Source organism: Streptomyces sp. NPDC048211 (assembly GCF_043202315.1).
In the GTDB taxonomy this organism is placed as follows: domain Bacteria; phylum Actinomycetota; class Actinomycetes; order Streptomycetales; family Streptomycetaceae; genus Streptomyces.
Genome location: NZ_JBIDAD010000004.1, coordinates 331,856 through 356,931, shown reverse-complemented (window position 1 = coordinate 356,931; position 25,076 = coordinate 331,856). Strand labels below are relative to the sequence as shown.

The following is a 25,076-nucleotide window of genomic DNA, read 5'->3' as shown; positions in this document are numbered from 1 at the left end:
CAGGGGTGGCCGCGCAGGCCCTTGGCGGGTGGGGTGCCGAGCGAGTCCTGGGGTTCCCGCGACGCCTTCTCGACGGTGGTCTGACTAGTCATACCCGGAGGGTAGTGTCAGTCACTGACAGTTGACAAACCATTTCACAAGTCGGTAACTGTCACGTAGCTCACACGTAGCGCGCAGGTAGGCTGAGCTGGACAAAACAGGGAAAAGAGGATCAGTTCAGTGACCGACCGGCAGCGAGCCGCAGGCCTTCCGGCCGGGCTGCGCGAACGCAAGAAGCAACGCACCCGGGACGCACTGATCCGTTCCGCCCTCGACCTCTTCACCACCCAGGGTTACGAGGAGACCACCGTCGACGAGATCGCCGACGCCGTCGACGTCTCCCAGCGCACCTTCTTCCGCTACTTCGCGGGCAAGGAGTCGGTCGTCTTCGCCGTCCAGGACATGGTGGAGTCCCGCTTCATCCTCGAACTGCGTCAACGCCCCACCGCCGAAACCCCTTTCGAGGCGATGCGTCACGCGGTCCTGTGCGCCTGGAACAGTATCGGAGAGGCCATCGAAGCCATCGTCCCGGTCGAGCTCCACATGCAGACGTACCGGATGATCGAGTCCACCCCCTCCCTGCTCGCCGCCCACATGCGGCGCGGTGTCACCGTGGAGGAGCAGATCGCCGGGCTCATCGCCGGGCGCGAGGGCCTGGACATGGCGCGGGACCCGCGGCCGCGGGTCGCCGTCGCCGCGTTCTGCGGGGTGATGCGGGTGACCGGGCAGCTGTGGGGGCGGGGCTGCGACGGCACCATGGACTCGCTGCGGACGCTGACCGAGACCTACCTGGACCAGTTGGGGCCGGCCCTCGCCGGGGACTGGCGCACCCATCCGGCGGGGACGGCGCACCTCAACTGAGGCGGTGTGCCGCACGCCTCAGCCGCGGCACATGACCGACCTCACAACAGGCGGGCCACGAGGCCCCGATGTGGCACTCCGGTGACGCCCGGCGCGTCGGAGCGTGCCGCAAGGCCGAACACAGCGTGAGCGAAACGGCGTTCTCTTCCCCATAGTCGAGTGATGTGCGTCACCCGCTTAACGGCGTCCTACGCGCGTCTCCTAATGTGGGCCGAAGTGACTTCCTTCGACTCCTCCCCCACGCTCACCGCCTGGCGCGCTCTTCTCGCCATCGCGGTCGTGTTCGTGATGCTGGCGACCACCGGCTGGACCGCCGTGCGCCCTCAGCAATCCGACGCGCCACGCACCGTCGCACTCGCTTCCTGGGCCAAGGGGTCGATAGCGGGACACGCCCTCCCCTCGGCGGACGCGCCCGCCTACAAGCTGGCGCACTTCTTCGCGGCCCTCACCGACGCGCAGAGCGCCGGGCTGGCCCGCAAGTACCCGCTCGTGGTGGGGAATCTGAACGGCGCCCCGGTCACCCTGCGCTACCGGGCCAACCGGCTGGCGCTGCAACAGGCGCGGACGACCGAGCAGGCCCGGGTGCACGACCAGCGGCTCTCCCCCGACGGGCGCGCCGAGGCGCAGCACCGGGCGGACCGCTTCCGCTCGATGCTCGCCGCCGGCCGCCACTTCCTCGCGTTCGACCCGACGGGCCGCGGCCACGCGGCCGAGGTCTTCGGCGACCTCGACCGGGCCGAGCGCGTCTCGGTGATCGTCCCGGGCGTCGACACGAACCTCCTGACGCTGGAACGCACCGGCACCAAGACGAACGCCGCGCCCGTCGGCATGGCCAAGTCCCTGTACGCGGCCGAGCACTCCGCGCATCCCGCCGTGCGGACCGCGGTGATCGCCTGGGCCGACTACACCGCACCCGCCGGCATCGGCATGGACGCGGCCACGGGCAACCTCGCCGAACGCGGGGCGGTCCGGCTCGGCGCACTCGTCGGGGCGCTCCCGGGAACCGCCCCGGTCTCGCTGTTCTGCCACAGCTACGGCTCCGTCCTGTGCGGCGTCGCCGCGGACGAACTGCCCGGCCGGGTGACGGACATCGCGGTCGCGGGCAGCCCCGGCATGCGGGTCGACAACGCCGGCCAGCTGCACACCCGGGCCAACGTGTGGGCCATGCGGGACCACGACGACTGGATCGAGGACGTGCCGAACCTGGAGGTCGGGGGCATCGGCCACGGGGCCGACCCGGTGGATCCGGACTTCGGTGCGCGCATCGCGTCGGCGGGCGACGCGGTCGGTCACAGCGGCTACTTCGAGCCGGGAACCGAGAGCCTCGGCAACTTCGCCGCGATCGGCACCGGGGCCTACGCCTCCGTGACCTGTGCCCAGTCCGACCACGGCTGCCACGAACAGATTTCCGGCCACGCGACGGTCTGACGGGCGTAACAGCCGCGCAAACGGGTCTGACGCGCGTAGAGAACTGCGACCGGCCACGAATTGCGAGGGCCTCCGAGGGGCGACGCGCGGGCAAGTGCCGCATACGATGAGGCACATGGGTGATGTGCTGGCCGGAATTCATGCCACCTGGGAGTTCGACACCGACTCCGTGCTCATCCGCTTCGAACGGGGTATCCGCACGCCGAGGCTCCTCCAGAGCCTCCGTGAGCGCCGCGTACCGCATGCGGCGCTGTCGTCGGTGACGCTGACCCCGGGCAAGCGGGGCACGGTGGTGCTGCGTGCGGTCCCGAGACCCGGTGCCGATCCGCTGCTGGAGGCGGCGGCCGGGCAGCTGAAGGACGGCTGCGATCCGTATCGTCTGGTGCTCCCCGCCGAACGCGAGACGCTCGCGGAGTACTACGCGGACGAGCTCCGCGCGAGGCTGGGGCCCGATGCCGGGGAACCCGCCGAGAGGTTCCTGGTCGCGGCCCCCGAGGCGCCGATGCGCTTCAAGGCGTACGACGGCAGGGCCAGCTTCGACGGGGACCGGATCTCCTTCCGGTGGTTCTGGACGGGTGCCTCCTCGGAGAAGTGGAAGGCGGGCGACCAGACGTTCCCGGTGACGGAGCTGAGCGGGGTCGAGTGGCGTTCGCCCGAGGCCTTCGAGGGCTATCTGCGGCTGGTGCCGCGGGGCCTGGAGTCCGTGGGTCCGGCAGCGGGCACGGGCGCCGGAGCTGGGGCCACCGGCCCGGGCGCGGGCCTGCTGACCAGCACCGCCCCGAGTGCGCAGTCGATGACGGCGCCTCCCACCCGGGTGGATCAGGACCCGGCCGCGGTGATCTTCGGCCTCGGCTACGGCCCGGTGCACGAGTCGCTGCCCTTCGCCGCGGCCGTGCTGGAGTCCGTACGCAGGAAGCAGACCACCCCCGTCGCGGCCGCGGCCGCGCTGGTGGGCGCGGGACGGCGGGACCCGGCGGACATCGCCGAGCGGATCCGTCATCTCGGGGAGCTGCACCAGGCCGGGCTGGTGACGGACGACGAGTTCCGCGCGAAGAAGGCACAGCTGCTCGCCGAGCTGTAGCGGGCGTGTCCGTACGAGAACTCATACCCCCGTACGGGAGCGGCGGCGGCGGACCGGGACCCCGGTATGACGCGCCCGGGGGACTTCGCTGCCTACCCTGATCACGCCATGCCCTCATCCTCCCCGCCCCCGCCGCCGCAGCCCGCTCCCGCGCACCCTCCGGCGGACGGTCTGCTGAAGGCCGCCCTGCGCAATCTGCGCGAGATCGGCCATGCGCTGTCCCATCCGTCCCATCCCCCGACCCCCCTCCTGGCCGACGCGCCGAAGCCGTGGCAGCGGCTGCTTCCGTACGTCGCCGTCCTGGCTCTCGTCGCCGTCTTCGTCCCGGTCACGATCACCGTCCTGAACGACCAGTACGGCCTGAGCGGCGGCATCGCGGGCGCGCTCGCCGTCGCGCAGGCCGTGCCGCTCCTGATGCTGGCGCACCGCCCGCTGCAGGCCTGGTGGATCATCTTCCCGGCCCAGATCCTGGGTGCGGTCGTGCTCATGGGACAGGAGGGCGGGCAGAGCGGCGCCTGGCCGTGGACCCCGCCCGGCGTCGTCGGCTACCTCTTCCTGCTCCTGGCGCTGGGGCTGCGCGAGCGCCGGCAGACCCTGGTCGGCGTCTGGCTGGCGACCGGCGCCGCGGGGCTCATCCTGTTCGTGGTCTCCACCCACCGCAGCACCGACAACTCGCTCCTGGTGTTCATCCTCGGCGCCGTGGTGCTGGTGATCGGCGCGACCGTACGGGAACGGCGCGTCGCTCAACGCCGGCTCGCCGAGCAGGAGACCATCAGCGAGGCGGAGCGGGCGCAGCGGACGCTGCTGGAGGAGCGGACCAGGATCGCCCGCGAGCTCCACGACGTCGTCGCGCACCACATGTCGGTGATCACGGTCCAGGCCGACTCCGCCCCGTACCGGCTGCGGGAGCTGTCGGACGAGGCGCGCGAGGAGTTCGGTTCGATCGCCGCGAGCGCGCGGGAGTCCCTCACCGAGATGCGGCGCCTGCTGACGGTGCTGCGCAGCGAGGGCACGGAGGGCGAGCGGGCGCCGCAGCCCGGTCTGGACCGGGTGCAGCAGCTGGTGGAGGCGACGGTACGGGCCGGGCTGCCGGCCGAGCTGTCGCTGCCCGCCGGGCTGGAGGAGGTCCCTCCGGCGGTGGACCTGTCCGCGTACCGGATCGTGCAGGAGGCCCTGGCCAATGTGGTCCGGCACGCGCCGGGTGCCCGGACCCGCGTGTCGGTCAGCTCCGACGGCGCGCATCTGACGGTGCTGGTCGTCAACGACCCGCCGGAGCACACGGGTTCGTCGCTCGCCCCGCGTACTCCGGTGGAGACGACGGGGACGGGCCACGGGCTGGTCGGCATGCGCGAACGCGTACGGTTGACCGGCGGCACCCTCGACACCGGCCCGCTGCCGGACGGCGGTTTCCGGGTGGCCGCCCGGCTCCCCCTGCCACCCGCCCCGGCCCCTTCCGCCTCCTCTGTCCCGCCCCCGAAACCGGAGGACTCGTGACCATCCGTGTGATCATCGTCGACGACCAGGCCATGGTGCGGGCGGGATTCGCGGCGCTGCTGGCGGCGCAGGCCGACATCGACGTGGTCGGTGAGGCGCCGGACGGCCGCCAGGGCGTCGACGTCAGCCGCCACACGCATCCGGACGTGGTGCTGATGGATGTGCGGATGCCCGAGATGGACGGCCTGGCGGCGGCGCGCGAGCTGCTGAACCCGCCGGTGGGCGTGGTGCACGTGCCGAAGGTGCTGATGCTCACCACCTTCGACGTGGACGACTACGTGTACGAGGCGCTGCGAGCCGGGGCGTCCGGCTTCCTGCTGAAGGACGCCCCGCCGGCCGACCTGATCTCGGCGGTCCGGGTGGTGGCCGCCGGCGATGCGCTGCTGGCGCCGTCCGTGACGCGGCGCCTGATCGCGGACTTCGCCCGGCAACGCCCGTCGGGCACCACCCGCAACGGGCCCGCGCTGCGGCTGAACGGGCTGACCCCGCGCGAGACGGAGGTCCTGGAGCTGATAGCGCGGGGCCTGTCGAACCAGGAGATCGCGGGGCACCTGGTCCTGGCGGAGCAGACGGTGAAGACCCACATCGGGCGGGTGCTGGCCAAGCTGGACCTGCGCGACCGCGCCCAGGCGGTGATCTTCGCGTACGAGGCGGGCCTGGTGGTGCCGGGCGAGTCCGGCCCGACCGGCGGTTGAGGACTCCTTCAGCCCGCCCGGCGGTCGAGGGCGTGCCGGCGGTGTACAGGGTCCGCCCGGCGCACCCCGTACACCCCCTACCCCGGTATCACCCCGCACTTGGCCCCCCGGTGTGACGCCCCCGCACCCGTCGCCTTCCTACCTTCCTCTCCGACGCGCCGGACGGCGTGCGGGAGCCGGTTCTGCCGGAGAGGGAGGGTCGGATGCGCCGCTATGCGAGGACCTTGGTCGCGGTCGCCCTGGCGACCACCGTCGTGTCGGGGACCGCCGGCTGGGCGTCGGGGAACTCCCAGCAGGCGCTGACGGGTCCGCCGCCCGGCACCGCCGCCTGGCGGTCGGATCACGTACTGGGGCGGCAGCTGCCCGATCCGGAGCGGGACACGCCGGCCGACGTGGCCCGGTTCTTCCGGGGTCTGAGCGAGCAGGACCGGCAGTCCCTGATCGCCCGGCATCCGCTCGTCGTCGGGAACCTGGACGGCGCACCCGTCGAACTGCGCTACCGGGCCAACGCCCTGGCCCTGAAGGCGGATCACGACCCCCGCTACGCGAGCCTCGCCGCGGACCCGCGCCGCCACATCCTCGCGTTCGACCCGCGCGGCCGCGGCCAAGTGGCCGAGGTCTTCGGCGATTTGGCCACGGCGGACCGGGTGTCCGTCGTGGTGCCGGGTTCGGACATCGACGCCGGGACCTTCGACCGTACGAACGATGTATACGGAACACCGGCCGGCATGGCCGAGTCGCTGTACGCGGAGACCGGTCCGGGCAGTGCGGTGATCGCGTGGGCCGGGTACACCACGCCCGTCGGCGTCGGCGTGGACGCCGCGACCGGCTCGCTCGCCGAGGCCGGCGCCGACCGGCTGACCCGGTTCGCGGACGGACTCGCGGCCGCCGGCGCGCCCGAGCCCACCGTGTTCTGCCACAGCTACGGCTCCGTCGTCTGCGGTCTGGCCGCACCCCGGCTGCACGCCGGCGACCTGGTCGTCCTCGGCTCGCCCGGGATGCGCGCCGACAACGTCGGCGACCTGCACACCGATGCCCGGGTGTGGGCCGCCAAGGACCCGGACGACTGGATCGACAACGTACCGAACGTCGAGTTCGCGGGGCTCGGCCACGGTGCCGACCCGACGTCCCCGGGGTTCGGCGCCCGCCGGGTACCCGCCGCCGACGCCCACGGCCACACCGGCTACTTCGCACCCGGCACCGAGTCCCTCCGCGCCTTCGCCGCGATCGCGGACGGCACGTACACCGTGGGCTCGTACACGGAAGGGGACCTGCGATGAGCCTGCGCGCCCTCGCCTCCCGCATCGATTCCCGCACCCCCGCCCACCGCGACCGCGCCCTCGACGGTCTGCGCGCGCTCGCGCTGCTCGCCGTACCCACCGGGCACTGGCTGCTCGGCGGGTTCCGGCTCGACGACGGCGGGGCCCTGCACAACGCCAGCCCGCTCTCGGCCTTCGGCGCACTCGCCCCGCTCAGCTGGGTGCTCCAGATGCTGGGCGTCTTCTTCCTGGTCGGCGGGTACGCCTCGGTGCTCTCCTACCGCCGGAGGAAGAGCACGACGGGGGCCTGGCTGCGCGGCCGGATGGCCCGGCTCGGCCGGCCGGTGCTCGGGGTGACGGCCGTGTGGGCGGCGATGATCCCGGTGCTGCACGCGCTCGGGGTGCCCGGCGACACGCTGCGGACCGGGTCGACGCTGGTGATCCAGCCGCTCTGGTTCGTCGGCGTGTACGCGGTGGTCACCGCGCTGACGCCGTACTGCGTCCGCATGGCGCGGCGGCTCGGAGGCTGGGCGGCGGTCCCGCTGATCGGCGCGGTCGCCATTGTCGACCTGCTGCGCTACGGGCCGCTCGCCGAGGCGATGCCCTCCTGGCTCAGCATGCTGAACATCGTGCCCGGCTGGCTCTTCGCATACCAGCTCGGCGTCTCCTGGGGCGAGGGCCGGATCGGGAAGCGCGGTGCCCGGTTCCTCCTCGTCGGCGGTGGCGTGCTGTTCGCCGCCCTGCTGCTGCTCCTCCACTACCCGGCGTCGATGGTCGGGGTGCCGGGCGAGGCCCGCACCAACTCACATCCGCCGTCGCTGCTGGTCCTGGCGCTGGCCGCCGCGCAGAGCGGTGCGGCGATCCTGCTGCGCGACCGGATCGGCGGGCTGCTGCGCAGGCCGCCGGTGTGGGCGCCGGTCGTGGTGATCAACCTGTCGGCGATGACGATCCTGTGCTGGCACCAGACAGCGATGCTCGCGGCGGCGGTACCGGCGTCGTTCGCCGGCCCGGTGCCCGGACTGACGACCGGTCCGGACACACTCGGCTGGATCCTGGCCCGGCTGGCCTGGATGCCGGTGTTCGCGGGGCTGCTGGTGCTGATCGCGCGGTACGCCCGGCGGTTCGAGGCGCCGTGGAGGGCGGGAACGCGCGCCGCGAACGCCCGCCGCGCGGTGGCGGCGGTGCTCGCGGCGGGGTTCGCGGTCTTCGCCCTGGGGCTGGCGTGAGGCGGAGCCCCCTGCCGCTACTCGCGGGCCGCGGACGTGGAGCTCATGTCCGGGTAGCGGTCCCCCGCCACCTGGCCGGCGATCGGCTCCAGCAGCGCCAGCTCCTCGGCCGACAGCGTGAGGCGGGTCGCGCCGACGTTCTCCAGCAGTCGGCTGCTCTTACGGGTGCCGGGGATCGGCACCACGGCCAGCCCGTGCACCTGGGCCCGCTGCTGGACCCAGGCGAGCGCCACCTGGGCCGCGGTCGCCCCGTGTGCGGCGGCGATCTTGTGGACCGGCTCCAGGAGCGCGGCGTTGGTCTTCGCGTTGTCGCCGGTGAAGCGCGGCTGGAACTGGCGGAAGTCGTTCTTCCCGAGGTCCTTGCCCGCGTCCGCGAACGCCCCGGTCAGAAAGCCCCGGCCGAGCGGCGAGTACGGCACGAAGGCCACGCCCAGCTCCACGGCGGCGGGCACGGCGCTGCGCTCGACGTCCCGGCTGAAGAGCGACCACTCTGACTGGAGGGCGGCGATCGGGTGCACGGCGTGCGCCTCGCGCAGTTCCGCACCGGTCACCTCGCTCAGCCCGAGCTGCTTGACCTTGCCCTGCCGCACCAGCTCGGCCATCGCACCGACGGACTCGGCCAGCGGGATCGCGGGGTCGCGGCGGTGCATGTAGTAGAGGTCGATGACGTCGGTGTTCAGCCGCCGCAGGCTCTTCTCCACGGCTTCGCGGATGTACGCGGGGTCGTTGCGCACGCCCCGGTAGTGCGGGTCGTCCCCGCGCCGCTCGATGGCGAACTTGGTGGCGAGGGTGATCTCGTCGCGGTGCGCGGCGACGAAGGGCGCGATGAACGTCTCGTTGGCGCCGAGGCCGTAGACGTCGGCGGTGTCGAAGAGCGTGACACCGGCGGCGAGGGCCGTCTCCAGCGTCTCGCGGGCGGCGGCCTCGTCGGTGTCGCCGTAGAACTCGCTCATGCCCATGCAGCCGAGACCCTGGACACCGACCTGCGGGCCTCCGGTGCCGAGCTCCGCGGTGGCGATCTTGTTGTCAGTCATCAGGCACTGGGCCTTTCCGGCGCCCGTCGGGCGCCTGCGTAGAACTCGATCTTGTAGTCGAGGACGGCGAGGGTGTCCTGGAGCTCCGCGATCCGCGTCCTCACGTCGCGGCGGGTCGCCTCCAGCAGTTCCTGGCGCTCCTCGAAGGTGTGGTCGCCCTCGCGCAGCAGTTCCGCGTAGCGGACCATGTCGGCGACCGGCATTCCGGTCAGCCGGAGCTTGCCGACGAAGCCGAGCCAGTCCAGGTCGGCGTTGGTGAAGCGGCGCTGTCCCGTGTGCGACCGGTCGACGTGCGACATCAGCCCGATCCGCTCGTACCAGCGCAGCGTGTGGGCGCTCAGCCCCGTGAAGGCGGCCACCTCACTGATGGTGTACCGGTCCTGGCCCTCGGGGCGCGGATGGGGCCGGGGGCCCGATGCGCAGGTGTCCACCCCTGTCGAAGCGATCTCAGTCTCCGTCACCGTCATGCCCTCCACGCTAGAACCCTGGAGTGCACTCTAAGCAAGTGCCACCGGATACGAGTTTCGGTCATTGACTCCTCCGGCTAATGACAGTAGCTTTTAGCTAACAACCTTAGCCACACGGAGGATGTCATGACCGAACACCTTGCCGTCGACGGCGGCACGATCGCTTACGAGGTGGCGGGGGCCGGCCCGCTGATCGTTCTCGCTCACGGCATGGGCGACAGCCGCGCCGCGTACCGCGCGATGATCCCTTCGCTCGTGGCGGCGGGCTACCGCGTCGCCGCGGTCGACCTGCGCGGCTGCGGCGAGTCCAGCGCCGGCTGGCCGGACTGGAGCCGCACCGCCATCGCCGGTGATCTGCTCGCGGTGATCCGCCACCTGGGCGGTCCGGCCGTGCTCGTCGGGCACTCGATCTCCGGCGGGGCCGCCACCATCGCCGCGGCGCGGGAACCCTCGCTGGTCACCGCGGTCGTCGAGCTGGCGCCGTTCACCCGCAAGCAGTCGATCCACCTCGGCGACCTCCGGGTGAAGCGCTTCCGGCGGGGCATGCTGCACCTGCTCGGGGCGGGCGTGCTCGGCAGTGTGCCGCAGTGGCGCGCGTACCTCGACGTGGCCTACCCCGGGGTGAAGCCGGCCGACTGGCCCGAGCGGCTCGGCCGCATCGATTCCCTGCTGCGCGAGCCGGGCCGGATGAAGGCCTTCCAGGGCATGGGCCGCAGCGCCCCGACCGACGCCGGTGCGCAGCTCGGCAACGTCCACTGCCCGGTCCTGGTCGTCATGGGCTCGCTCGATCCCGACTGGGGCGACCCGCACGCCGAGGGTTCGGCGATCATCGAGGCCCTGCCGCCCGGCACCGGCCGCCTGGAGATGATCGAGGGCGCCGGGCACTACCCGCACAACCAGTTCCCCGACCAGGTGGTTTCCCTCGTGCTCGCCTTCCTCCACTCGGACGCCGCCCGTGCCTAGGGCCGGCCTGGACCCGGCGGCCGTCGTCGCCGCGGGCGCCGCCCTCGCCGACGAGGTGGGCCTCCCCCGGCTGACGATGGCGTTGCTGGCCGAGCGGGTGGGCGTACGCACTCCGTCCCTGTACAAGCACGTGGGCGGCCAGGACGACCTCGTCCGCCGCATCGCCGCCCTGGCGCTGGCCGAGACGGCCGACGCCGTCGGCACCGCGGTGCAGGGGTACGCGGGCCGCGACGCCCTGGCGGCCGCGGCGCGCGCCTTCCGCACCTTCGTCCTGGAGCACCCCGGCCGGTACGCCGCGACGATCGGCGTGGAACCGACCGGCCCGGACGATCCGCTGGCCGGCGCGGGCCGCCGCCTGCTCGACGCCTTCATGGCGGTCCTGCGCGGCTACGACATCGCCGCGTCCGACGTGAACCACGCCCTGCGCATGCTCCGCAGCCTCTGCCACGGCTTCGCCACGCTCCAGTCGGCCAACGCCTTCCAGTGGAGCACCGAGGTCGACGAGAGCTTCGAGTGGCTGATCACCTTCGCCGACCGGGGCCTGCGCGCCATGTGAGCCCGCCGAACGGGCCGCTCCGCCACGGGCACTAACCTCGTAGGCATGCAGAGCCTGGCGATGATCGAGAACTGGCCCGTCCCCACCGCGGCGACAGCCGTCGTACGAGCGGACGGCACCGTCCTCGGCAGGCACGGTCCCACCGCGCACCGCTTCCCGCTCGCCTCCGTCACCAAGCCGCTCGCGGCCTACGCGGCCCTGGTGGCGTACGAGGAGGGCGCGGTCGAACTCGACGAGCCGGCGGGCCCCGAGGGCTCCACGGTCCGCCACCTGCTCGCCCACACCAGCGGTCTCGCGTTCGACGAGCACCGGGTGACGGCCCCGCCCGGCACCCGCCGGCTCTACTCGAACGCGGGCTTCGAGGTGCTCGGCGACCACATCGCGAAGGCCACCGACATCCCGTTCCCGGAGTACCTGCGCCAAGCGGTCCTGGAGCCCCTGGGCATGACCTCGACCACCCTGGACGGCTCCCCCGCCCGCGACGGCGTATCGACCGTCGACGACCTGGCGCTGTTCGCGGCGGAGGTCCAGGCGCCCCGGCTCCTGGACCCGCGCACCGTGCTGGAGGCCCAGACCGTCGTCCACCCCGGACTGAAGGGCGTCCTGCCGGGCTACGGCCACCAGAACCCGAACGACTGGGGCCTCGGCTTCGAGATCAGCGACCACAAGTCCCCGCACTGGACGGGCGCGCACTCCTCCCCCGCGACGTTCGGCCACTTCGGCCAGTCGGGCACGTTCCTGTGGATCGACCCGGTCGCGGGCGCGGCCTGCGTGGCCCTCACCGACCGCGCGTTCGGGCCGTGGGCGGCCGAGGTGTGGCCCCCGTTCACGGACGCGGTGCTGGCCGAGCTGGCCGCGTAACCGGCGCGGCGACGGCCAGGCACTCGAACCAGACCGTCTTGCCGCCGCCGTCCCCGCGCATCTCGACACCCCACTTGTCGGCGAGGGCATCCACGAGGACGAGCCCTCGCCCGCCCTCGTCGAGCACCTCGCCCCCGCCCACGCGGGGCACGGCCGGCGAGGCGTCCGCCACTTCGACGCGGACGCCCTCGCCGCCCGGGAGCCGGAAGATGAACGTCTGGCAGCGGCGCCCGGGGACATGCCGGACGACGTTGGCGATCAGCTCGGTCAACGCGAGTTCCGCCGCGTCGGCGATCTCCGTCATGCGCCACCCGGTGAGGTAGAGGCGCAGGATGCGGCGCAGGTGCCGGGCGGAGTGCTCGCCCATGGCGAAGTCGGCCCGGTAGACCGCCTCTTCGGACTCGGCCGCACCGGGAGCAGTTGCGTGATTCATGTCACCATCCTGCGAGGGGATGACTACGCTCGGCTACGTACGGAAACGAACGCCGCCAGGCGTTGCACACCGGAGGTCCCGCCGTGGCCAACGTCCAATCGCTCGACCCCAGCGCCTCCCCACTGGACTACTACGGCTGGGAACTACGCCGCCTGCGCGAGGCACACGGCCTGAAGCAGGGCCAGTTGGGCGAGATCATCTTCTGTACGGGATCGCTGGTCGGCCAGATCGAGACGACGAAGAAGATCCCCACCCGCGACTTCTCCGAACGCGTGGACGCCGCGCTCGGAACCGGCGGGACGTTCTCCCGCCTGATGGGCCTGGTCCTGCGCAGCCAGCTGCCGACCTGGTTCCAGCCGTACGCGGACATGGAGGCCCGTGCGACGTACATCTCGACGTACCAGGCGCAGTTGGTCTACGGGCTGCTGCAGACGGAGGAGTACGCGCGGGCGGTCCTGGCCACGGGCATGCCGGACGATCTGGAGGGCCTGCTCGCCGCCCGGATGGAGCGCCAGCGCATCCTGGAGCGCGAACGGCCGCCGTTGGCCTGGGCCATCCTGGACGAGGCCGCACTGTACCGGCCGATCGGCGGCCGCGAGGCCATGCGGGCCCAACTGCTGCGGCTGTTGGACTTCGTCACCAACCGGTGGATGCGCATCCAGGTACTGCCCTTCGCAGCAGGTGAACATGCAAGCCTGGCAGGCTCGTTCACCACCATGCGCTTCGACGACGACCCGGACATCGTCTACACCGAGGACCTCATCTCCGGCCATATGACCGCCAGCCCCGACACGGTCAGGGAGGGCTCCCTCCGATACGCTCACCTGCAGGCTGCCGCCCTCTCCGTCGAGGATTCGGCCGCCCTGATCGCCCGCGTGATGGAGGAGCGTTATGGAGACCGGCCTCGACCCGAAGAACACGCAGTGGCGTAAATCCAGCTACAGCGGAAACACCGGCGGCGAGTGCGTCGAGTGCAGCGTGACCGGCGGCGCGGCCTGGCGGAAGTCGTCGTACAGCGGTAACACCGGCGGGGACTGCGTCGAGGTGGCCGACGGCTGCGCCGCCTCCGTGCCCGTCCGCGACAGCAAGAACCCCTCCGGCCCCGTCCTCGTCATCGGGGCCGATGCCTGGCGGGGCTTCGTGGACAGCCTCTGATCGACACCCCCTGGGCGCGGGGTTCCGTCCTCAATCGCCGGACGGGCTTGAGAGGTGCGGGTGCTCCGCGTGGTGCGGCCCGCCACCGCCGGGTGGGGTGGGGGTGGGGTCCCTCCGGGGCGTCTCCTCAGAAATGGCGTGTTCACCCGGCAACGCGCAGGACCCGGGTCGTACGCCATTCCCTGCGGGGACTCCCCTGCACGCCCCCACCCGGCATCGCCCGCGTCTGCACACCGGCGAATCGACCGCCGCAGACGCAGGGCGGCCGGGGCCGGGGCCGTGCAGGGGAGTCCCCGCAGAACGACGAACACCGACCCGGGATCATCGCGTACCCGCGGAACGTTCGTCGTTTGAGGAGACGCCCCGGAGGGGCCCCGGACCCCCGCCCACCCGGCAGAGGCGCACCGCACCACCGCGGAGCACCCGCACCCCACGGGGCACCCGCGCCAACCAAGCCCGTCCGGCGATTGAGGACGGAACCCCCCGCCCGGGCCGGGGCAAGGGCACTCGGATCCATCCGCCGAAACGGGTTCGGCCCGGCGGGAACCTTCGGCCTGGTGCCGGACACGTATAGGTCATGGAACTGAACGACGCTGGACCCCCCGCACCGGTCGGAGGGATATCCGACCGGGCGCTGTGGGCGAGGGCCGTCGACGGGGACCGAGAGGCGTTCGGCCGGATCTTCGACCGTCACGGAAAGACCGTCTACAACTATCTTTTCCGGCGGACGGCCGACTGGTCGGAGGCCGAAGACCTCACGTCGACCGTATTCCTGCATGCCTGGCGCCGGCGGTCGGAGACCGTACTCGACCGCGACTCGGCCCTGCCGTGGCTGCTCGGCATCGCCGACCGCCTGGTGTCGAACACCAGACGGCGGCTGCGGCGGGCGGAGGCGTTGCTGCACCGGCTCGTCTCGCACGACGAGCCGGTGGGCGACCACGCGGAACGCGTCGCCGTCCGGGTCGACGACGAGCGTCGCATGTCGGAGATCCACCGGGCGCTGGCCCGGCTGCCGCGCCACGAACGCGAGGTCGTCGAGCTCTGCGTGTGGTCGGGCCTGGACCAGCAGGCGGCCGCGGCGACGCTGAAGGTGGCCGTCGGGACCGTGAAGTCCCGGCTGCACCGGGCACGGCGGAGGCTGGGGGCCGATCTCGTCGACGGGGCCATGGTGGCGGCGTCATTCAGTTCCAGGAATCCCGTCAACGCGGAAGAGGTCGCACGATGAATGACATGCAGGGCATTCCTGCGGCTCCTTCCGATCGTGATCTGCCGAATCATCGGCGGACCCGAGAGGAGCTACTGATGAAGATCGACGCAGAAGACAACCGGCCTTCGCTGCGCAGCAGGTGGGGTGTGCCGGTGGCTGTCGCCGCCGGCGTCGCGACGCTGAGCATCGGGGCCGTGGCCGTCTTCAGCGGGGCAGGGGAAGCCCAGCCGGTCCTCGCCTCCCCCGCCGGCAACCCGACGGGTGCCGCCGCGTCACCGAGCGCGGGCGCCGCGCACGGCTCCACGTCGGGTGGTACGGGCGGGACGTCGTCCTCGGGTCAGGGGTCCTCCGCTCCGGCGGTGTACACCGTCACCAGCGGGAAGACGACGCCGATCGACGCGGGAACCGTGACCAGGATCCTTTCCTCCTGCCTGGGTGCGGACGCGTCGCGCTACCACGCGGTGATCGGCGTGCGCACGCCCCTCGCCTCGAAGGACTGGGACGGCGTGGTCGTCGCCGTCGACTCCGCGGGCCAGTACGTGCAGTGCGAGTCGAAGGGCGACAAGGGCAACAGCCCGGACTCCCCGCCCACGTTCATCAACAACCGTCTGTGGGGCACGGGCCGCACGATCGCGTACTTCGACTCCATCGGCTCGCCCGTCGGCAAGAAGCAGCTGGCCATGCTGGGCGCCGGGCACTACGCGTCCGGTGTCGCCAGGATCACCATCAGCTACGGCGACGACCCGAAGCAGTACCCGGCGGTCATGGCGGGCGGCGCGTTCGTCTACGCGGCGGCTCTCGCCACCGAGGCGTCCCACATCGACCCGATGGATGTGGGGGGGCCGAACCCCTACGTCCACGCCTTCGACGCATCCGGCAAGGAGATCTACAACCAGCAGAAGGACCCGCAGTTCGCCCGCTAGCAGGAGTCCCGGGGCCGTAGCGAGCCCGTACCGGGCATGAGGGATTCCCGGCCCCACCCCGTGGGGGCCGGGAATCCCTCATGCCCGGGGGCGGTGCGTCAGACCGTCGCGACCCGCCCCGCGTACCGCTGGGTCCAGCCGGTGCCGGTGTCGGCGGTGAGCACCACGTCGTAGTAGCCGTGCTCGGTGGGCCAGTGCACGAGGGTGGAGTGGCCGCCGGGGACGGTGAACTTCCGGGTGCCGCCGCGGTAGTCGTTGGCCTTCAGGGTGTAACGGACGGGGTGCTTGCCGTCGTTGTGCAGCCGCAGCCTGACTTCGGCGCGCCTGCCGCCGGCCAGCTCCGCGCCGACGCGCGGGATACCGACGTGCTTCCCGTGCTCCCCCTCGGGGATCACCTGTCCGGCGAACGAGCGCAGGAAGCCGTCCGGGCCGTAGACGGAGAAGGCGTACGTGCCGTCGGTCTGCGTCGTGTCCCAGGTGTACGAGCGTGGGGCGGCCGCGCTCACCGTGTACGGCGTGTTGGCGAAGGCGAGGTACTGGTCGGGGAAGACCTGGAGGCTCACCGCCTTGCCCTTTGGGCCACCGGCCAGGGTCATGGACGCGGTCACCGTGCCGGCGGAGCGGTCCTCCGTGAGGGTGGCGTGCGGGTGGAAGGAGAGGCCGCGCGGTTCCATCCGGTCACGCGGCGGCTTCGGCGGGGTCCCGGTGACCGGGTCGGCGATGACGACCGGACCCGGGCGCGGGTGCGCGAAGTCGATCGCGCTCGTCAGGTCGCCGGCGATGGAACGGCGCCAGTCGGTGATGTTGGGGCAGGTGAACGGCTTGCCCAGATGGGAGGCCCAGGTCTCCAGGAACTTCACCGTCGAGGTGTGGTCGAACACCTCCGAGGCGACGTAGCCGCCTCGTGTCCACGGCGAGACCAGCAGCATCGGCACCCGTGGGCCGAAGCCGTACGGAGTGGTGCCGGAGAACTCACCGGGTGTGCCGTCCTCCGGGCGCGGGGGCAGGACGTGGTCGAACTTTCCGTCGTTCTCGTCGTACGTGATGATCACCAGGGTGTGGTTCCAGATGTCCTCGTTGCTCTGGAGCGTCTGGAGCACCTTGTTCATGTACCGCTCGCCGTGCACCGTGTCGAAGCCCGGGTGCTCGCTCCACGCGGCGGGCATCACCACCCAGGAGACCTCGGGGAGCGGGTGCTCGGCGCCGGGCGCGCAGGCCGCGATCAGGTCCCGGAGGACGGCGTCGAGGTTGGCCTCGGAGTCGTCGTTGGGCGTGGTGGCGCCCTCGTAGACGAAGGAGTTGGCCTTCCAGATCTTGCCGGTGCCCGGCGCGAGGTCGGCCGGGTCGGCCGTGCGGGGGTCGAAGGAGGCGAAGCTGTTGGTGACGTTGCAGCCGTACTCGCCGACGTAGCCGCTCTGGAGGCTGCCCCGGACGCCGTTGCCGCTGTTGTCGGAGTAGACCCGCCAGTCGATTCCGGCCTGCTGGAGCTGCTCGGGGACCGTGGTCCAGCCGCGGCTGTAGTCGTTCTGCCTGGCGTTGGTGACCTCGCCGCCCGCCGAACCGGTCATCAGGTAGTAGCGGTTCGGGATGGTGGGCCCGTGCAGCGAGCAGAAGTTCATGTCGCAGACGGTGTACTGGGAGGCGAGCGAGTACATCCACGGCATGTAGTCGGGCGTGTAGTACCACATGCAGTGGTCGCCCTTGTCCTGTACCCAGGTGTTCCAGCGCCCGCCGTTGGCACCGTAGAAGTTGTGGTTGTCGCTCCAGGTGGCGGTCGACACGGCGGGGGTCACGACGGCGCCGGTGGCGTCGCGCTGCTGGAAGACGTCGGTGCCGTCCTGGAACCTCAGGACCTGCTTGTCGTGGTGCCCGCGCACACCGGGCAGCTGGCCGAGGTAGTGGTCGAAGGACCGGTTCTCCTGCATGAGGATCACCACGTGCTTCAGATCGGATATGTCGCCCTTGTAGCCCTTGGGCAGGTGGTATTCGGCCGCGCTCGCCTGCGCGCCGCCGACCGCTTCGGCGACCGGCCCGGCGGCGAGGGCGCCGAGGGAGACGGCGGCGGTCTGGAGCATCCGGCGCCGGGTGATCCGGAATTCGCCGGCGGGACTCACGGTGCTCTCGGCGTCGGGGCACATGGATTCGGTGATGCGGGGAGTCATCAGGGGGACCTCTGGGGGAGAGTGATTCAGGGGGGCGAACGTCGGCGCATGCCTGCGAAAACTAGGCCGCCAGGACGAACGCCGGGCGAACCAGGGACGTATTCCTGAGGCACCGGCAGATTTCCACGGAGCCCGATGCCGGGTCGAGACGGTTCACTGCGATAGCCGAAACTCGCTCCCGGTTGGCCGGTCGGCCGGTCTTGCCATCGCGCTGGCCGGAGATCGCGGAGAGCCGCTACCCTCCCCGGCCATGACCGACACAGTCCGCGCCACCGCCTCCGACGTCCCGGCGCTCGCCGCCGTCCTCGCCAGCGCCTACGCCGAGGACCCCGTCTGGTCCTGGCTGATGCCGCACGACCGGGACCGGCGGCTGCGGCTGCTGTTCACCGCCCACCTCGCCCAGCAGGTGCCGGCGGGGCGGGTGTGGACCGACACGGACCGCACCGTGGCGGCGGTGTGGGCGGAGCCCGGGCAGTGGAAACTCCCGGTGAGCTACCTGCTGCGCAACGCGGGCACGCTGGTGCGGGCCGGGCGGGCCCAACTCCCCCGAACTGGACTACGGTTGCTCGCGCTGGAGCACCGCCACCCGGCCGCCCCCGCCCACTGGTACGTCGAGTACATCGGCACCCACGCCGACGCGCGCGGCACGGGGCGCGGCTCCCGGGTCCTGGGCGGGCTGCTGGAGCGGGCCGACGCGGACGGGCGGCCGGTCTTCCTGGAGTCGAGCAACCGGCGCAATCTGACGTTCTACGAGCGGCACGGTTTCGCCGTGCACGAGGAGATGGCGTTCCGGTCGGGGCCGCCGATGTGGGCGATGTGGCGGCGGGAGACCGGGCGCCGGTAGGCGAGCGCTCCGGGGCCGGTTCAGACGGGCGAGGGCGTGGACGCCCTCGTCGAGGCGTCGATGAGGCCGTTGAGCGATGCGCGAGCATGGCGCAGGTCGGCCATACGGCTGTCCAGGTCCTGCAGTTGCGTCTCCAGGTGCCCCTGGACACAGGCGTCGAGGACAGGGCCGTCGCCGAGGAAGCAGGGCATGAGATCCCGGATGGTCCTCGTGGGGAGGCCGGCGGCCAGCAGGGAGCGGATCCGCGTCACCGCGGTCACGGCATCGGCGGTGTAGTGGCGATGGCCACCGGCCGTCCGGTACGAGGTGAGCAGTCCCTGCTCCTCGTAGTAGCGCAGCAACCGCACGCTCACACCTGTCGTGCGGGCCAGTTCACCGATCTTCATGTGACCCACCTCACGCACGACGGCCTTGAACCTCTCATGGATGTCAGATCCTAGCGTGGGCGGCATGACAACGGCTCAAGCACCCATCGCCCTCTACGGTTTCCTGCGCCCCCGGCCGGAACGCGCCCACGAGGTACGCCAGCTCCTCGCCTCCCTCGTGGAGCCCACCCGGCAGGAGGAGGGCAACCTCGAATACCACCTTCACGCGCACGACGACGGCCGGCTCTTCCTGTACGAGGTCTGGCGCTCCCAGGAGGATCTCGACCGGCACAACGCGACCCCGCCCCTGCGCGCGTTCCTGGACAACATGCTGGACTTCCTCGAAGAAGCCCCTGCCGGCTACTTCGACACCATGATCAGCCCGTACCCGGCGGGCGGGGACGAGTAGGGCGTGTGGCGGAAGTCCCGTCGCCGCCGCGGAGGGCTTCGCCGGTCAGGAGGTGATGAGGACCTTGCTGAGGAGCGGCAGGTGGTCCGACGCCACCGGATCGCCCTTCACGACGCGGGTGACGAGAGGAGTCGCCGTACGGGTCGTGTAGATGACGTCGATCCGTCCGGTGGGGGCCTCCGCGGGGTACGTCGCACCGTCGCCGCGCGGGTGCGGGGACCTCGCCCACGCGTCCGTGTACGCGTTCTGCAGCGGCTGGGACTCGGGGGCGTCGCGCAGTGCGTTGAAGTCGCCCACGAGGATGGCGGGCTTCTTCGTACCGATCAGGTCCACGATCTGATCGGTCTGGCGCAGGCGGTCGGTCTGCGAACCGGCGGCCAGATGGGTGTCGTAGAACTCGACCTTCCTGCCGCGGACGTCCAGCGTGGCGTGCAGCAGGCCACGCTGCTCCTGACCCGGCGAGTTGAACAGCCAGGTGTTGTCCGACGCGGTGACCGGGTACCGGGAGAGGATCGCGGTGCCGTACTGGACGCGGTGCCCGCCGGCGGCCGGCGGGGCCGCGTCGATGTTCGCTCCGAACACCACGTGGTATCCGAGCAGGGCCGCCAGTTCCGCCGGCTGGTCGGCCCAGTCGCTGCGCGCCGAGTAGTGGTTGTCCACCTCCTGCAGGCCCACCACGTCGGCACCGCTCTCGCGAACGACGCGGGCGATCCGCTGCAGGTCGAGCACGCCGTCGGTGCCCTGGGCGTGGTGGATGTTGAACGACATGACGTTCAGCACGCGGGCACCGGCGGGCGAGGCGGTCCGCGCGCCGTCGGCGGCCGAGGCCTGCCCTGCGGATCCCACGGCGGTGAGTGCGACAACGGTGGCGAGAACGGACAGGGTCCGGCGGAACATGGGAGCCTCCTGGCACAGGGTCATGAACGGCCTCGATCCTGGCCCCGCCCACTGGCGCGCCCGTGGCCGCGAGATGAAGATCCGTCGCCTGCCGGATGACCCGTGCGCACCCCCGCCCCCGGCCGGCGGCCCATGGAGCGTCGCACCTGCCTGCGGCCGTGCGTGCGCGGTTGGCCCGGCGACACCGGGGGCGGTCGGGTGCGCGGGCTCACCGTCCGGCTGCGGCGGGACGAGGCGCATCCGGGTGAAGGCTCAACGCGCCTTTCCGCTGGTTGCGTTGGCTGCGTTCGACGCACCGGATGCCGGACGCGGCGCCGGGGTGCCGGACGCGGCGGACTCGTACGGCTGTGGTGCGGCAGGCGGAGTGGCCCTGCCTCGCGCCGGGGCCAGCGCGAGGCCGATGAGCACCGCACCGACCGCGCAGACGGCGGCCGTACCGTACAGCGCGAGGTGCAGGGCGTGGGTGTATCCGTCGGCCAGCACGTGGGAGACACCGCCGGACAGGTCGCCCGCGGCAACCTCTGCCGCCAGCTCGGGAGAGTCGACACGGGTGCCGATCAGGCTGACCAGGACCGCGCCGAAGACGGCGATGACGATGGCCTCGCTGCCGACGCGCATGGTGTTGAGGAATCCGGTGGCCATTCCGGCCCGCCCGGGTTCGACGAGACTCATCGCCAGTCCGTCACCCACCCCGAAGGACAGTCCGGCGCCCAGCCCGACCAGCAGCAGCGGTCCCGCGAAGGTGGCCACGGGGGTGGAGGGGCCGATGACGGTGAGCCACAGGTTGCCCACGGCGAACAGCGCCAGCGACACCGTGATCAGCAGCCGGGCCGGCACACCCCGGTTGACGAGCCCTCCGGCCAACGGCGGGGCCAGCAGTACCGGTCCGGTCATCAGCAGCAGCACCGTCCCCGCGCGCTGGGCGGAGAAGCCGCCGGCCCCCACCAGATAGGTGGGCAGGTAGGTCAGCAGCGTCACGAAGCCGAACGTCGTCACCACGGGCACCATGCACAGGGCCAGGAAACGGCGGTTCCTCACCAGCGTCAGGTCCAGCAACGGGTCGGCGGACCGCGACTGCAGGACGGAGAAGGCCACCAGCAGCGCCAAGCCCGCGGCCAGCAACAGCAGCACGCCGGCGCTCGCCCAGCCCCACTCCGGCCCCTGGACCGCGCCCAGGACCAACGCGCCCAGCCCGGCGACGAACACCACCGCGCCGACCGCGTTCGGCCGGGGACGCCGCGGAGCGCGGGACTCGGCGACGAACCCGACGCCCGCCAACGCCACCAGCACCAGCACCGCGTGCATCCCGAAGGTGGCCCGCCAGCCCATCCCGCCGACCAGCCAGCCGGACAGAGTGGGCCCGACCGCGAGGCCGAGACCCGCGGCGCTGCCGAGGGCCGCGAACGCGCGGGTGCGCTGCGCGCCGTCGAAGGTGGTGGCCAGGATCGCGCCGCCGCTGGCGAACACGCCTGCCGCGCCGATGCCGGACAGGGCACGGGCAAGGCCGAGCAGCTCGATGCCGGTGGAGAGTGCCGCGGCGATCGAGCCGACGGCGAACACCGCGGCGCCGGTCACGAAGATCCGGCGGCGGCCCACCCGGTCGGCCGCGGAACCGGCGACCAGCATGAACGAGGCGAACGTCAGGTTGTAGGCGTTCATGACCCATTGCAACGGCGCGCCGGCGGCGTGCAGGTCGTCTCCGATGCCGGGCAGGGCGACGGCCGCTCCCGAGATGGACATCGGCACGGAGGCAAAGGCGAGTAACACCACCGCCAGGGTGATCGCCGGGCGGGAGCGGACCGTTGGAACAGCAGTCACGATGTCGGGCTCCTTCGAAGGGCATGCGGCAGCCAAGGTTGGCCACTCGGGCGAGAATGCCACTGAGTGGCATTAACCGTCAAAGGGCAATAGCCTCTGGTAGCCTCGTGATCGTGAGTGATGCCCTGCGCGACCTGCCGCTGCGAGAGCGGAAGAAGCTGCGCACCCGCCGGGCGCTGTCCGAGACCGCACTCCGCCTGTTCACCGAACGCGGATACGACGCGACCACGCTGGACGAGCTGTGCGATGTCGTGGAGGTGTCGAAGCGCACCTTCTTCCGGAACTACCGGTCCAAGGAGGACGTCGCGCTCGCCGCGGACAGCGACCTGTGGTCCGCCTATCTGGACGACGTGGCCACGCTGGACATGGACGGCCCCCTGCTCGACGCTCTGCGGATGGCGCTTCACGCCACCCTGGGCACCATGGACCCCGACTGGGACCGCCGCTTCCTGGCAACCCGTGAACTGGCGGAAGCCGTTCCCGCACTGCAGGCGCACAGCCTGGGCTACTGCCAGGACACGACCCGGGCTCTGATCGAAGGCGTGAAGGGCCGGGCCGGCGACCGCGTCAACGAGGTACGGCTGCGGCTGACCGTGGAGATCTTCGTGGCGGCCTGGCGCACGGCTTCCCTGCGCTGGACCGCATGTGGCGGCAACGGCGACCGCGACGGTCTCACGAAGCTGGTGGAGGAGACCTTCGCCGAACTCCCCGCAGCCCTGGACTGCAGCCCTTAGCCGGTGTTCCGTCCGGAGTTCCGGGCCGCGTGATCAGCTGTCCGGGCTCGTCCGGGGCCGGTTGATCCGGCGCGGAGGACACGGGAGGAGCCGAAGGAGTGCCGGCGCCGACCCCCCGCTCTGCTCAGTCCGGCAGTTCCCACATCAGCGCCTCGGACGCCCCTCCGGCGACCAGTTCGAGGCCTTCCTCGCCGGCGATCCGTGCCGCGTCGCCCGGCCCCAGCTCAAGGTCACCGATCCGCACGGTGCCGGCCACCACGTGCACGTACACCTTCGGCGCGTCCGGCACCGCCGTGCGCTCCCCCTCGGTCAGCCGGCGCACATGGAGCATCGCACCGGCTTCCGGCAGGGCGTACGGGGTGGAGTCGGCGATGCCCGGGACGGTCGTGTACGAGGGTTCGCCGCCCGGTTCCCGGGGCGCGAGCCACATCTGGAGGAACGTCAACGGGCTTTCCCCGTCGTTGCGTTCGACGTGCCGGACACCGGAGGCGGCGCTGAGGTGCTGGACGTCCCCGGGCCGTACGACCGTGGCGTGACCGGCCGAGTCGCGGTGGGTCAGCTCGCCCTCGACCACCCAGGTCACGATCTCCGTGTGGCTGTGCGGGTGTTCCTCGAAGCCGGCGCCGGGGGCGAGGCGCTCCTCGTTGCAGGCCAGGATCGGGCCGAAGCGGAGGTGGTCGGGGTCGTAGAACGCGCCGAAGGAGAAGGAGTGCCGGGACTCGATGCCGGCCGCCCCGTCCCCACCCCTGAAGCGGTCGCCCGAGCGACGTACGGAAATCACCCGCCCACGGTAGCCCGGGCGGGCCCCCGGCACCGCCGGATACCCGTCGGTTCGACCCGCTGACCGCCCCGCCCCTTCGGGCACCCGTCCGGATAGGGCAGTCTTGTCCCCGTGCCCCGACCCGATCCTGAGCAGCCCGACGCCAACGCCGCCCACCTCCATGCCGCGACCCTGAAACGGCTGGAGCAGTCCTCCGGCCGGCTGGCCGCGAACGCGATCGCCCGCATGGACGAGTCGCTGCCCTGGTACCGGGCGATGCCACCGGAGAACCGGTCCTGGATCGGCCTGGTGGCCCAGGCCGGTATCGCCGCGTTCACGGAGTGGTTCCGGCATCCGGAGACCCCGCAGGCGATCTCGACCGACGTGTTCGGTACGGCCCCGCGCGAGCTGACCCGGGCGATCACGCTGCGGCAGACCGTCGAGATGGTGCGGACGACCATCGAGGTCATGGAGGCCGCGATCGACGAAGTCGCCGCGCCCGGCGACGAGTCGGTGCTGCGCGAGGCGCTGCTCGTCTACGCCCGTGAGATCGCCTTCGCGACCGCCCAGGTGTACGCCCAGGCCGCCGAGGCGCGGGGCGCCTGGGACGCCCGCCTCGAATCGCTCGTGGTGAACGCGGTGCTGTCCGGGGAAGCCGACGAGGGGGCCGTGTCCCGGGCCGCCGCGCTCGGCTGGAACTCGCCCGAGCACGTGTGCGTGCTCCTCGGCACGGCCCCGGACGGGGACAGCGAGCTGACGGTGGAGGCGATCCGCCGGGCCGCCCGGCACGCCAAGCTCCAGGTCCTGACCGGGGTGCTGGGCAACCGCCTGGTCGTCATCGCGGGCGGCAGCGACAATCCGCTCCAGGTCGCGAAGGCGCTGATCGGCCCGTACGCGGCGGGGCCGGTCGTCGCCGGTCCCGTGGTGCCGGACCTGCTGGCGGCCACCCGGTCCGCGCAGGCGGCGGCCGCCGGGCTCAAGGCGTGCGGCGCCTGGCAGGACGCCCCGCGGCCGGTCCTCTCGGACGATCTGCTGCCGGAACGCGCGATGGCGGGCGACCCGGCCGCACGGGATCAGTTGGTGGAGGAGATCTACAGACCGCTCGAAGAAGCAGGTTCTGCCCTCCTGGAGACGCTGAGTGTGTATCTGGAACAGGCGAGCAGCCTCGAAGGCGCGGCCCGGATGCTCTTCGTCCACCCCAACACCGTGCGCTACCGGCTCCGACGTGTGACAGACGTCACCGGCTGGTCGCCTTCCGACGTCCGCTCGGCGTTCACTCTGCGGATCGCCCTGATTCTGGGGCGTCTGGCCGACAGAGATCCCCAGTCCTAGACTTTTGTCGGACTTCAACAATTCCCCATACGGTTCTTCGTCCCTGTCCCCACGGGCGTTCCGTACCGTTCAC

The 25,076-nt window shown here is 71.8% G+C and carries 26 protein-coding genes; 18 read left to right on the top strand and 8 right to left on the bottom strand.

What is annotated here, in order from left to right:
- Positions 1-219 precede the first annotated feature (219 nt).
- From ACGFZA_RS17895 to ACGFZA_RS17865, 7 genes are all read left to right on the top strand, one after another.
- The gene (locus tag ACGFZA_RS17895; RefSeq protein ID WP_385286427.1) at positions 220-900 is read left to right on the top strand and encodes a TetR family transcriptional regulator; all 681 of its coding nucleotides are present in this window, start codon (positions 220-222) and stop codon (positions 898-900) included.
- Positions 901-1,116: 216 nt separating this feature from the next.
- On the top strand, positions 1,117-2,328 hold the full coding sequence (locus ACGFZA_RS17890; RefSeq protein WP_393680099.1) for an alpha/beta hydrolase: 1,212 nt from the start codon (positions 1,117-1,119) through the stop codon (positions 2,326-2,328).
- Positions 2,329-2,443: 115 nt separating this feature from the next.
- Positions 2,444-3,409: a DUF4429 domain-containing protein gene (locus tag ACGFZA_RS17885; protein ID WP_393680097.1), complete on the top strand. Its 966-nt coding sequence runs from the start codon at positions 2,444-2,446 to the stop codon at positions 3,407-3,409.
- A gap of 108 nt (positions 3,410-3,517) precedes the next feature.
- Positions 3,518-4,903 carry a sensor histidine kinase gene (locus ACGFZA_RS17880; RefSeq protein WP_385286432.1) on the top strand — a complete coding sequence of 462 codons (1,386 nt, stop codon included), beginning with the start codon at positions 3,518-3,520 and terminating at the stop codon, positions 4,901-4,903.
- Positions 4,900-5,598 carry a response regulator gene (locus ACGFZA_RS17875; protein WP_393680094.1) on the top strand — a complete coding sequence of 233 codons (699 nt, stop codon included), beginning with the start codon at positions 4,900-4,902 and terminating at the stop codon, positions 5,596-5,598. The genes ACGFZA_RS17880 and ACGFZA_RS17875 overlap by 4 nt, the downstream gene beginning before the upstream one ends.
- 203 nt (positions 5,599-5,801) lie before the next feature.
- The gene (locus ACGFZA_RS17870) at positions 5,802-6,878 is read left to right on the top strand and encodes an alpha/beta hydrolase (RefSeq protein ID WP_385286435.1); all 1,077 of its coding nucleotides are present in this window, start codon (positions 5,802-5,804) and stop codon (positions 6,876-6,878) included.
- Positions 6,875-8,083 carry an acyltransferase gene (locus tag ACGFZA_RS17865; RefSeq protein ID WP_393680091.1) on the top strand — a complete coding sequence of 403 codons (1,209 nt, stop codon included), beginning with the start codon at positions 6,875-6,877 and terminating at the stop codon, positions 8,081-8,083. The genes ACGFZA_RS17870 and ACGFZA_RS17865 overlap by 4 nt, the downstream gene beginning before the upstream one ends.
- A gap of 17 nt (positions 8,084-8,100) precedes the next feature.
- On the opposite strand, the gene ACGFZA_RS17860 is transcribed toward ACGFZA_RS17865, so the two are convergent.
- Both ACGFZA_RS17860 and ACGFZA_RS17855 read right to left on the bottom strand, forming a co-directional pair.
- Entirely contained in the window at positions 8,101-9,117 is a 1,017-nt protein-coding gene (locus tag ACGFZA_RS17860) for an aldo/keto reductase (RefSeq protein ID WP_393680089.1), read from the bottom strand.
- Positions 9,117-9,584 (bottom strand): MerR family transcriptional regulator, encoded by a 468-nt coding sequence (locus ACGFZA_RS17855; RefSeq protein ID WP_385286441.1) that lies wholly within the window; start codon positions 9,582-9,584, stop codon positions 9,117-9,119. The genes ACGFZA_RS17860 and ACGFZA_RS17855 overlap by 1 nt, the downstream gene beginning before the upstream one ends.
- A gap of 126 nt (positions 9,585-9,710) precedes the next feature.
- Here ACGFZA_RS17855 and ACGFZA_RS17850 point away from each other — a divergent pair, with 126 nt between their 5' ends.
- From ACGFZA_RS17850 to ACGFZA_RS17840, 3 genes are read left to right on the top strand one after another with little or no spacing between them, the layout of a single operon-like run.
- Positions 9,711-10,547 (top strand): alpha/beta fold hydrolase, encoded by an 837-nt coding sequence (locus ACGFZA_RS17850; protein WP_393680086.1) that lies wholly within the window; start codon positions 9,711-9,713, stop codon positions 10,545-10,547.
- Positions 10,540-11,103 (top strand): TetR/AcrR family transcriptional regulator, encoded by a 564-nt coding sequence (locus tag ACGFZA_RS17845; RefSeq protein WP_393680084.1) that lies wholly within the window; start codon positions 10,540-10,542, stop codon positions 11,101-11,103. The genes ACGFZA_RS17850 and ACGFZA_RS17845 overlap by 8 nt, the downstream gene beginning before the upstream one ends.
- 45 nt (positions 11,104-11,148) lie before the next feature.
- Positions 11,149-11,964, top strand: a complete 816-nt coding sequence (locus tag ACGFZA_RS17840) for a serine hydrolase domain-containing protein (protein ID WP_385286448.1) — start codon at positions 11,149-11,151, stop codon at positions 11,962-11,964.
- On the opposite strand, the gene ACGFZA_RS17835 is transcribed toward ACGFZA_RS17840, so the two are convergent.
- Positions 11,930-12,397: an ATP-binding protein gene (locus ACGFZA_RS17835; RefSeq protein WP_393680082.1), complete on the bottom strand. Its 468-nt coding sequence runs from the start codon at positions 12,395-12,397 to the stop codon at positions 11,930-11,932. The two genes, ACGFZA_RS17840 and ACGFZA_RS17835, sit on opposite strands and share 35 nt — an antisense overlap.
- An 83-nt stretch (positions 12,398-12,480) precedes the next feature.
- On the opposite strand from ACGFZA_RS17835, the gene ACGFZA_RS17830 reads away from it, so the two are divergent.
- The 4 genes from ACGFZA_RS17830 to ACGFZA_RS17815 all read left to right on the top strand — a co-directional run bounded on the left by ACGFZA_RS17830 (position 12,481) and on the right by ACGFZA_RS17815 (position 15,682).
- The gene (locus ACGFZA_RS17830; RefSeq protein WP_393680080.1) at positions 12,481-13,329 is read left to right on the top strand and encodes a helix-turn-helix transcriptional regulator; all 849 of its coding nucleotides are present in this window, start codon (positions 12,481-12,483) and stop codon (positions 13,327-13,329) included.
- Positions 13,289-13,552 (top strand): DUF397 domain-containing protein, encoded by a 264-nt coding sequence (locus tag ACGFZA_RS17825; protein ID WP_393680078.1) that lies wholly within the window; start codon positions 13,289-13,291, stop codon positions 13,550-13,552. The genes ACGFZA_RS17830 and ACGFZA_RS17825 overlap by 41 nt, the downstream gene beginning before the upstream one ends.
- A 577-nt stretch (positions 13,553-14,129) precedes the next feature.
- A complete protein-coding gene (locus tag ACGFZA_RS17820; RefSeq protein ID WP_385283788.1) occupies positions 14,130-14,777 on the top strand; it encodes an RNA polymerase sigma factor in 648 nt (215 codons plus the stop codon).
- Positions 14,778-14,854: 77 nt separating this feature from the next.
- Positions 14,855-15,682 (top strand): hypothetical protein, encoded by an 828-nt coding sequence (locus tag ACGFZA_RS17815; RefSeq protein WP_393680075.1) that lies wholly within the window; start codon positions 14,855-14,857, stop codon positions 15,680-15,682.
- 98 nt (positions 15,683-15,780) lie between these two features.
- Here the strand turns inward: ACGFZA_RS17815 and ACGFZA_RS17810 are convergent, their stop codons facing one another.
- Positions 15,781-17,844: an alkaline phosphatase family protein gene (locus ACGFZA_RS17810; RefSeq protein WP_393680073.1), complete on the bottom strand. Its 2,064-nt coding sequence runs from the start codon at positions 17,842-17,844 to the stop codon at positions 15,781-15,783.
- 250 nt (positions 17,845-18,094) lie between these two features.
- Here ACGFZA_RS17810 and ACGFZA_RS17805 point away from each other — a divergent pair, with 250 nt between their 5' ends.
- Positions 18,095-18,688 carry a GNAT family N-acetyltransferase gene (locus tag ACGFZA_RS17805; RefSeq protein WP_385283780.1) on the top strand — a complete coding sequence of 198 codons (594 nt, stop codon included), beginning with the start codon at positions 18,095-18,097 and terminating at the stop codon, positions 18,686-18,688.
- Between the two features lie 20 nt (positions 18,689-18,708).
- Here the strand turns inward: ACGFZA_RS17805 and ACGFZA_RS17800 are convergent, their stop codons facing one another.
- Positions 18,709-19,074, bottom strand: coding sequence for a MerR family transcriptional regulator (locus tag ACGFZA_RS17800; RefSeq protein WP_393680071.1), 366 nt, complete (start codon positions 19,072-19,074; stop codon positions 18,709-18,711).
- 64 nt (positions 19,075-19,138) lie between these two features.
- On the opposite strand from ACGFZA_RS17800, the gene ACGFZA_RS17795 reads away from it, so the two are divergent.
- On the top strand, positions 19,139-19,462 hold the full coding sequence (locus tag ACGFZA_RS17795) for a putative quinol monooxygenase (RefSeq protein ID WP_385283774.1): 324 nt from the start codon (positions 19,139-19,141) through the stop codon (positions 19,460-19,462).
- Between the two features lie 45 nt (positions 19,463-19,507).
- Here ACGFZA_RS17795 and ACGFZA_RS17790 read toward each other — a convergent pair whose 3' ends face one another.
- Entirely contained in the window at positions 19,508-20,359 is an 852-nt protein-coding gene (locus ACGFZA_RS17790) for an endonuclease/exonuclease/phosphatase family protein (RefSeq protein ID WP_393680068.1), read from the bottom strand.
- A 252-nt stretch (positions 20,360-20,611) separates the two neighbouring features.
- Positions 20,612-22,177, bottom strand: coding sequence for an MFS transporter (locus ACGFZA_RS17785; RefSeq protein ID WP_393680066.1), 1,566 nt, complete (start codon positions 22,175-22,177; stop codon positions 20,612-20,614).
- A gap of 113 nt (positions 22,178-22,290) precedes the next feature.
- Between ACGFZA_RS17785 and ACGFZA_RS17780 the strand changes: the two genes are divergently transcribed.
- Positions 22,291-22,911 (top strand): TetR/AcrR family transcriptional regulator, encoded by a 621-nt coding sequence (locus ACGFZA_RS17780; RefSeq protein WP_393680064.1) that lies wholly within the window; start codon positions 22,291-22,293, stop codon positions 22,909-22,911.
- Positions 22,912-23,035: 124 nt separating this feature from the next.
- On the opposite strand, the gene ACGFZA_RS17775 is transcribed toward ACGFZA_RS17780, so the two are convergent.
- Positions 23,036-23,692 (bottom strand): pirin family protein, encoded by a 657-nt coding sequence (locus ACGFZA_RS17775; protein ID WP_385283763.1) that lies wholly within the window; start codon positions 23,690-23,692, stop codon positions 23,036-23,038.
- A 111-nt stretch (positions 23,693-23,803) separates the two neighbouring features.
- On the opposite strand from ACGFZA_RS17775, the gene ACGFZA_RS17770 reads away from it, so the two are divergent.
- Entirely contained in the window at positions 23,804-25,003 is a 1,200-nt protein-coding gene (locus tag ACGFZA_RS17770; protein WP_385283760.1) for a PucR family transcriptional regulator, read from the top strand.
- Positions 25,004-25,076 lie beyond the last annotated feature (73 nt).

Coding starts and splice junctions, on each gene's coding strand:
- ACGFZA_RS17885 (WP_393680097.1), top strand. CDS start 2,444: ATGGGTGATGTGCTGGCCGGAATTCATGCCACCTGGGAGTTCGACACC.
- ACGFZA_RS17880 (WP_385286432.1), top strand. CDS start 3,518: ATGCCCTCATCCTCCCCGCCCCCGCCGCCGCAGCCCGCTCCCGCGCAC.
- ACGFZA_RS17870 (WP_385286435.1), top strand. CDS start 5,802: ATGCGCCGCTATGCGAGGACCTTGGTCGCGGTCGCCCTGGCGACCACC.
- ACGFZA_RS17865 (WP_393680091.1), top strand. CDS start 6,875: ATGAGCCTGCGCGCCCTCGCCTCCCGCATCGATTCCCGCACCCCCGCC.
- ACGFZA_RS17860 (WP_393680089.1), bottom strand. CDS start 9,117: ATGACTGACAACAAGATCGCCACCGCGGAGCTCGGCACCGGAGGCCCG.
- ACGFZA_RS17855 (WP_385286441.1), bottom strand. CDS start 9,584: ATGACGGTGACGGAGACTGAGATCGCTTCGACAGGGGTGGACACCTGC.
- ACGFZA_RS17850 (WP_393680086.1), top strand. CDS start 9,711: ATGACCGAACACCTTGCCGTCGACGGCGGCACGATCGCTTACGAGGTG.
- ACGFZA_RS17840 (WP_385286448.1), top strand. CDS start 11,149: ATGCAGAGCCTGGCGATGATCGAGAACTGGCCCGTCCCCACCGCGGCG.
- ACGFZA_RS17835 (WP_393680082.1), bottom strand. CDS start 12,397: ATGAATCACGCAACTGCTCCCGGTGCGGCCGAGTCCGAAGAGGCGGTC.
- ACGFZA_RS17825 (WP_393680078.1), top strand. CDS start 13,289: ATGGAGACCGGCCTCGACCCGAAGAACACGCAGTGGCGTAAATCCAGC.
- ACGFZA_RS17820 (WP_385283788.1), top strand. CDS start 14,130: ATGGAACTGAACGACGCTGGACCCCCCGCACCGGTCGGAGGGATATCC.
- ACGFZA_RS17815 (WP_393680075.1), top strand. CDS start 14,855: ATGAAGATCGACGCAGAAGACAACCGGCCTTCGCTGCGCAGCAGGTGG.
- ACGFZA_RS17810 (WP_393680073.1), bottom strand. CDS start 17,844: ATGACTCCCCGCATCACCGAATCCATGTGCCCCGACGCCGAGAGCACC.
- ACGFZA_RS17805 (WP_385283780.1), top strand. CDS start 18,095: ATGACCGACACAGTCCGCGCCACCGCCTCCGACGTCCCGGCGCTCGCC.
- ACGFZA_RS17800 (WP_393680071.1), bottom strand. CDS start 19,074: ATGAAGATCGGTGAACTGGCCCGCACGACAGGTGTGAGCGTGCGGTTG.
- ACGFZA_RS17795 (WP_385283774.1), top strand. CDS start 19,139: ATGACAACGGCTCAAGCACCCATCGCCCTCTACGGTTTCCTGCGCCCC.
- ACGFZA_RS17790 (WP_393680068.1), bottom strand. CDS start 20,359: ATGTTCCGCCGGACCCTGTCCGTTCTCGCCACCGTTGTCGCACTCACC.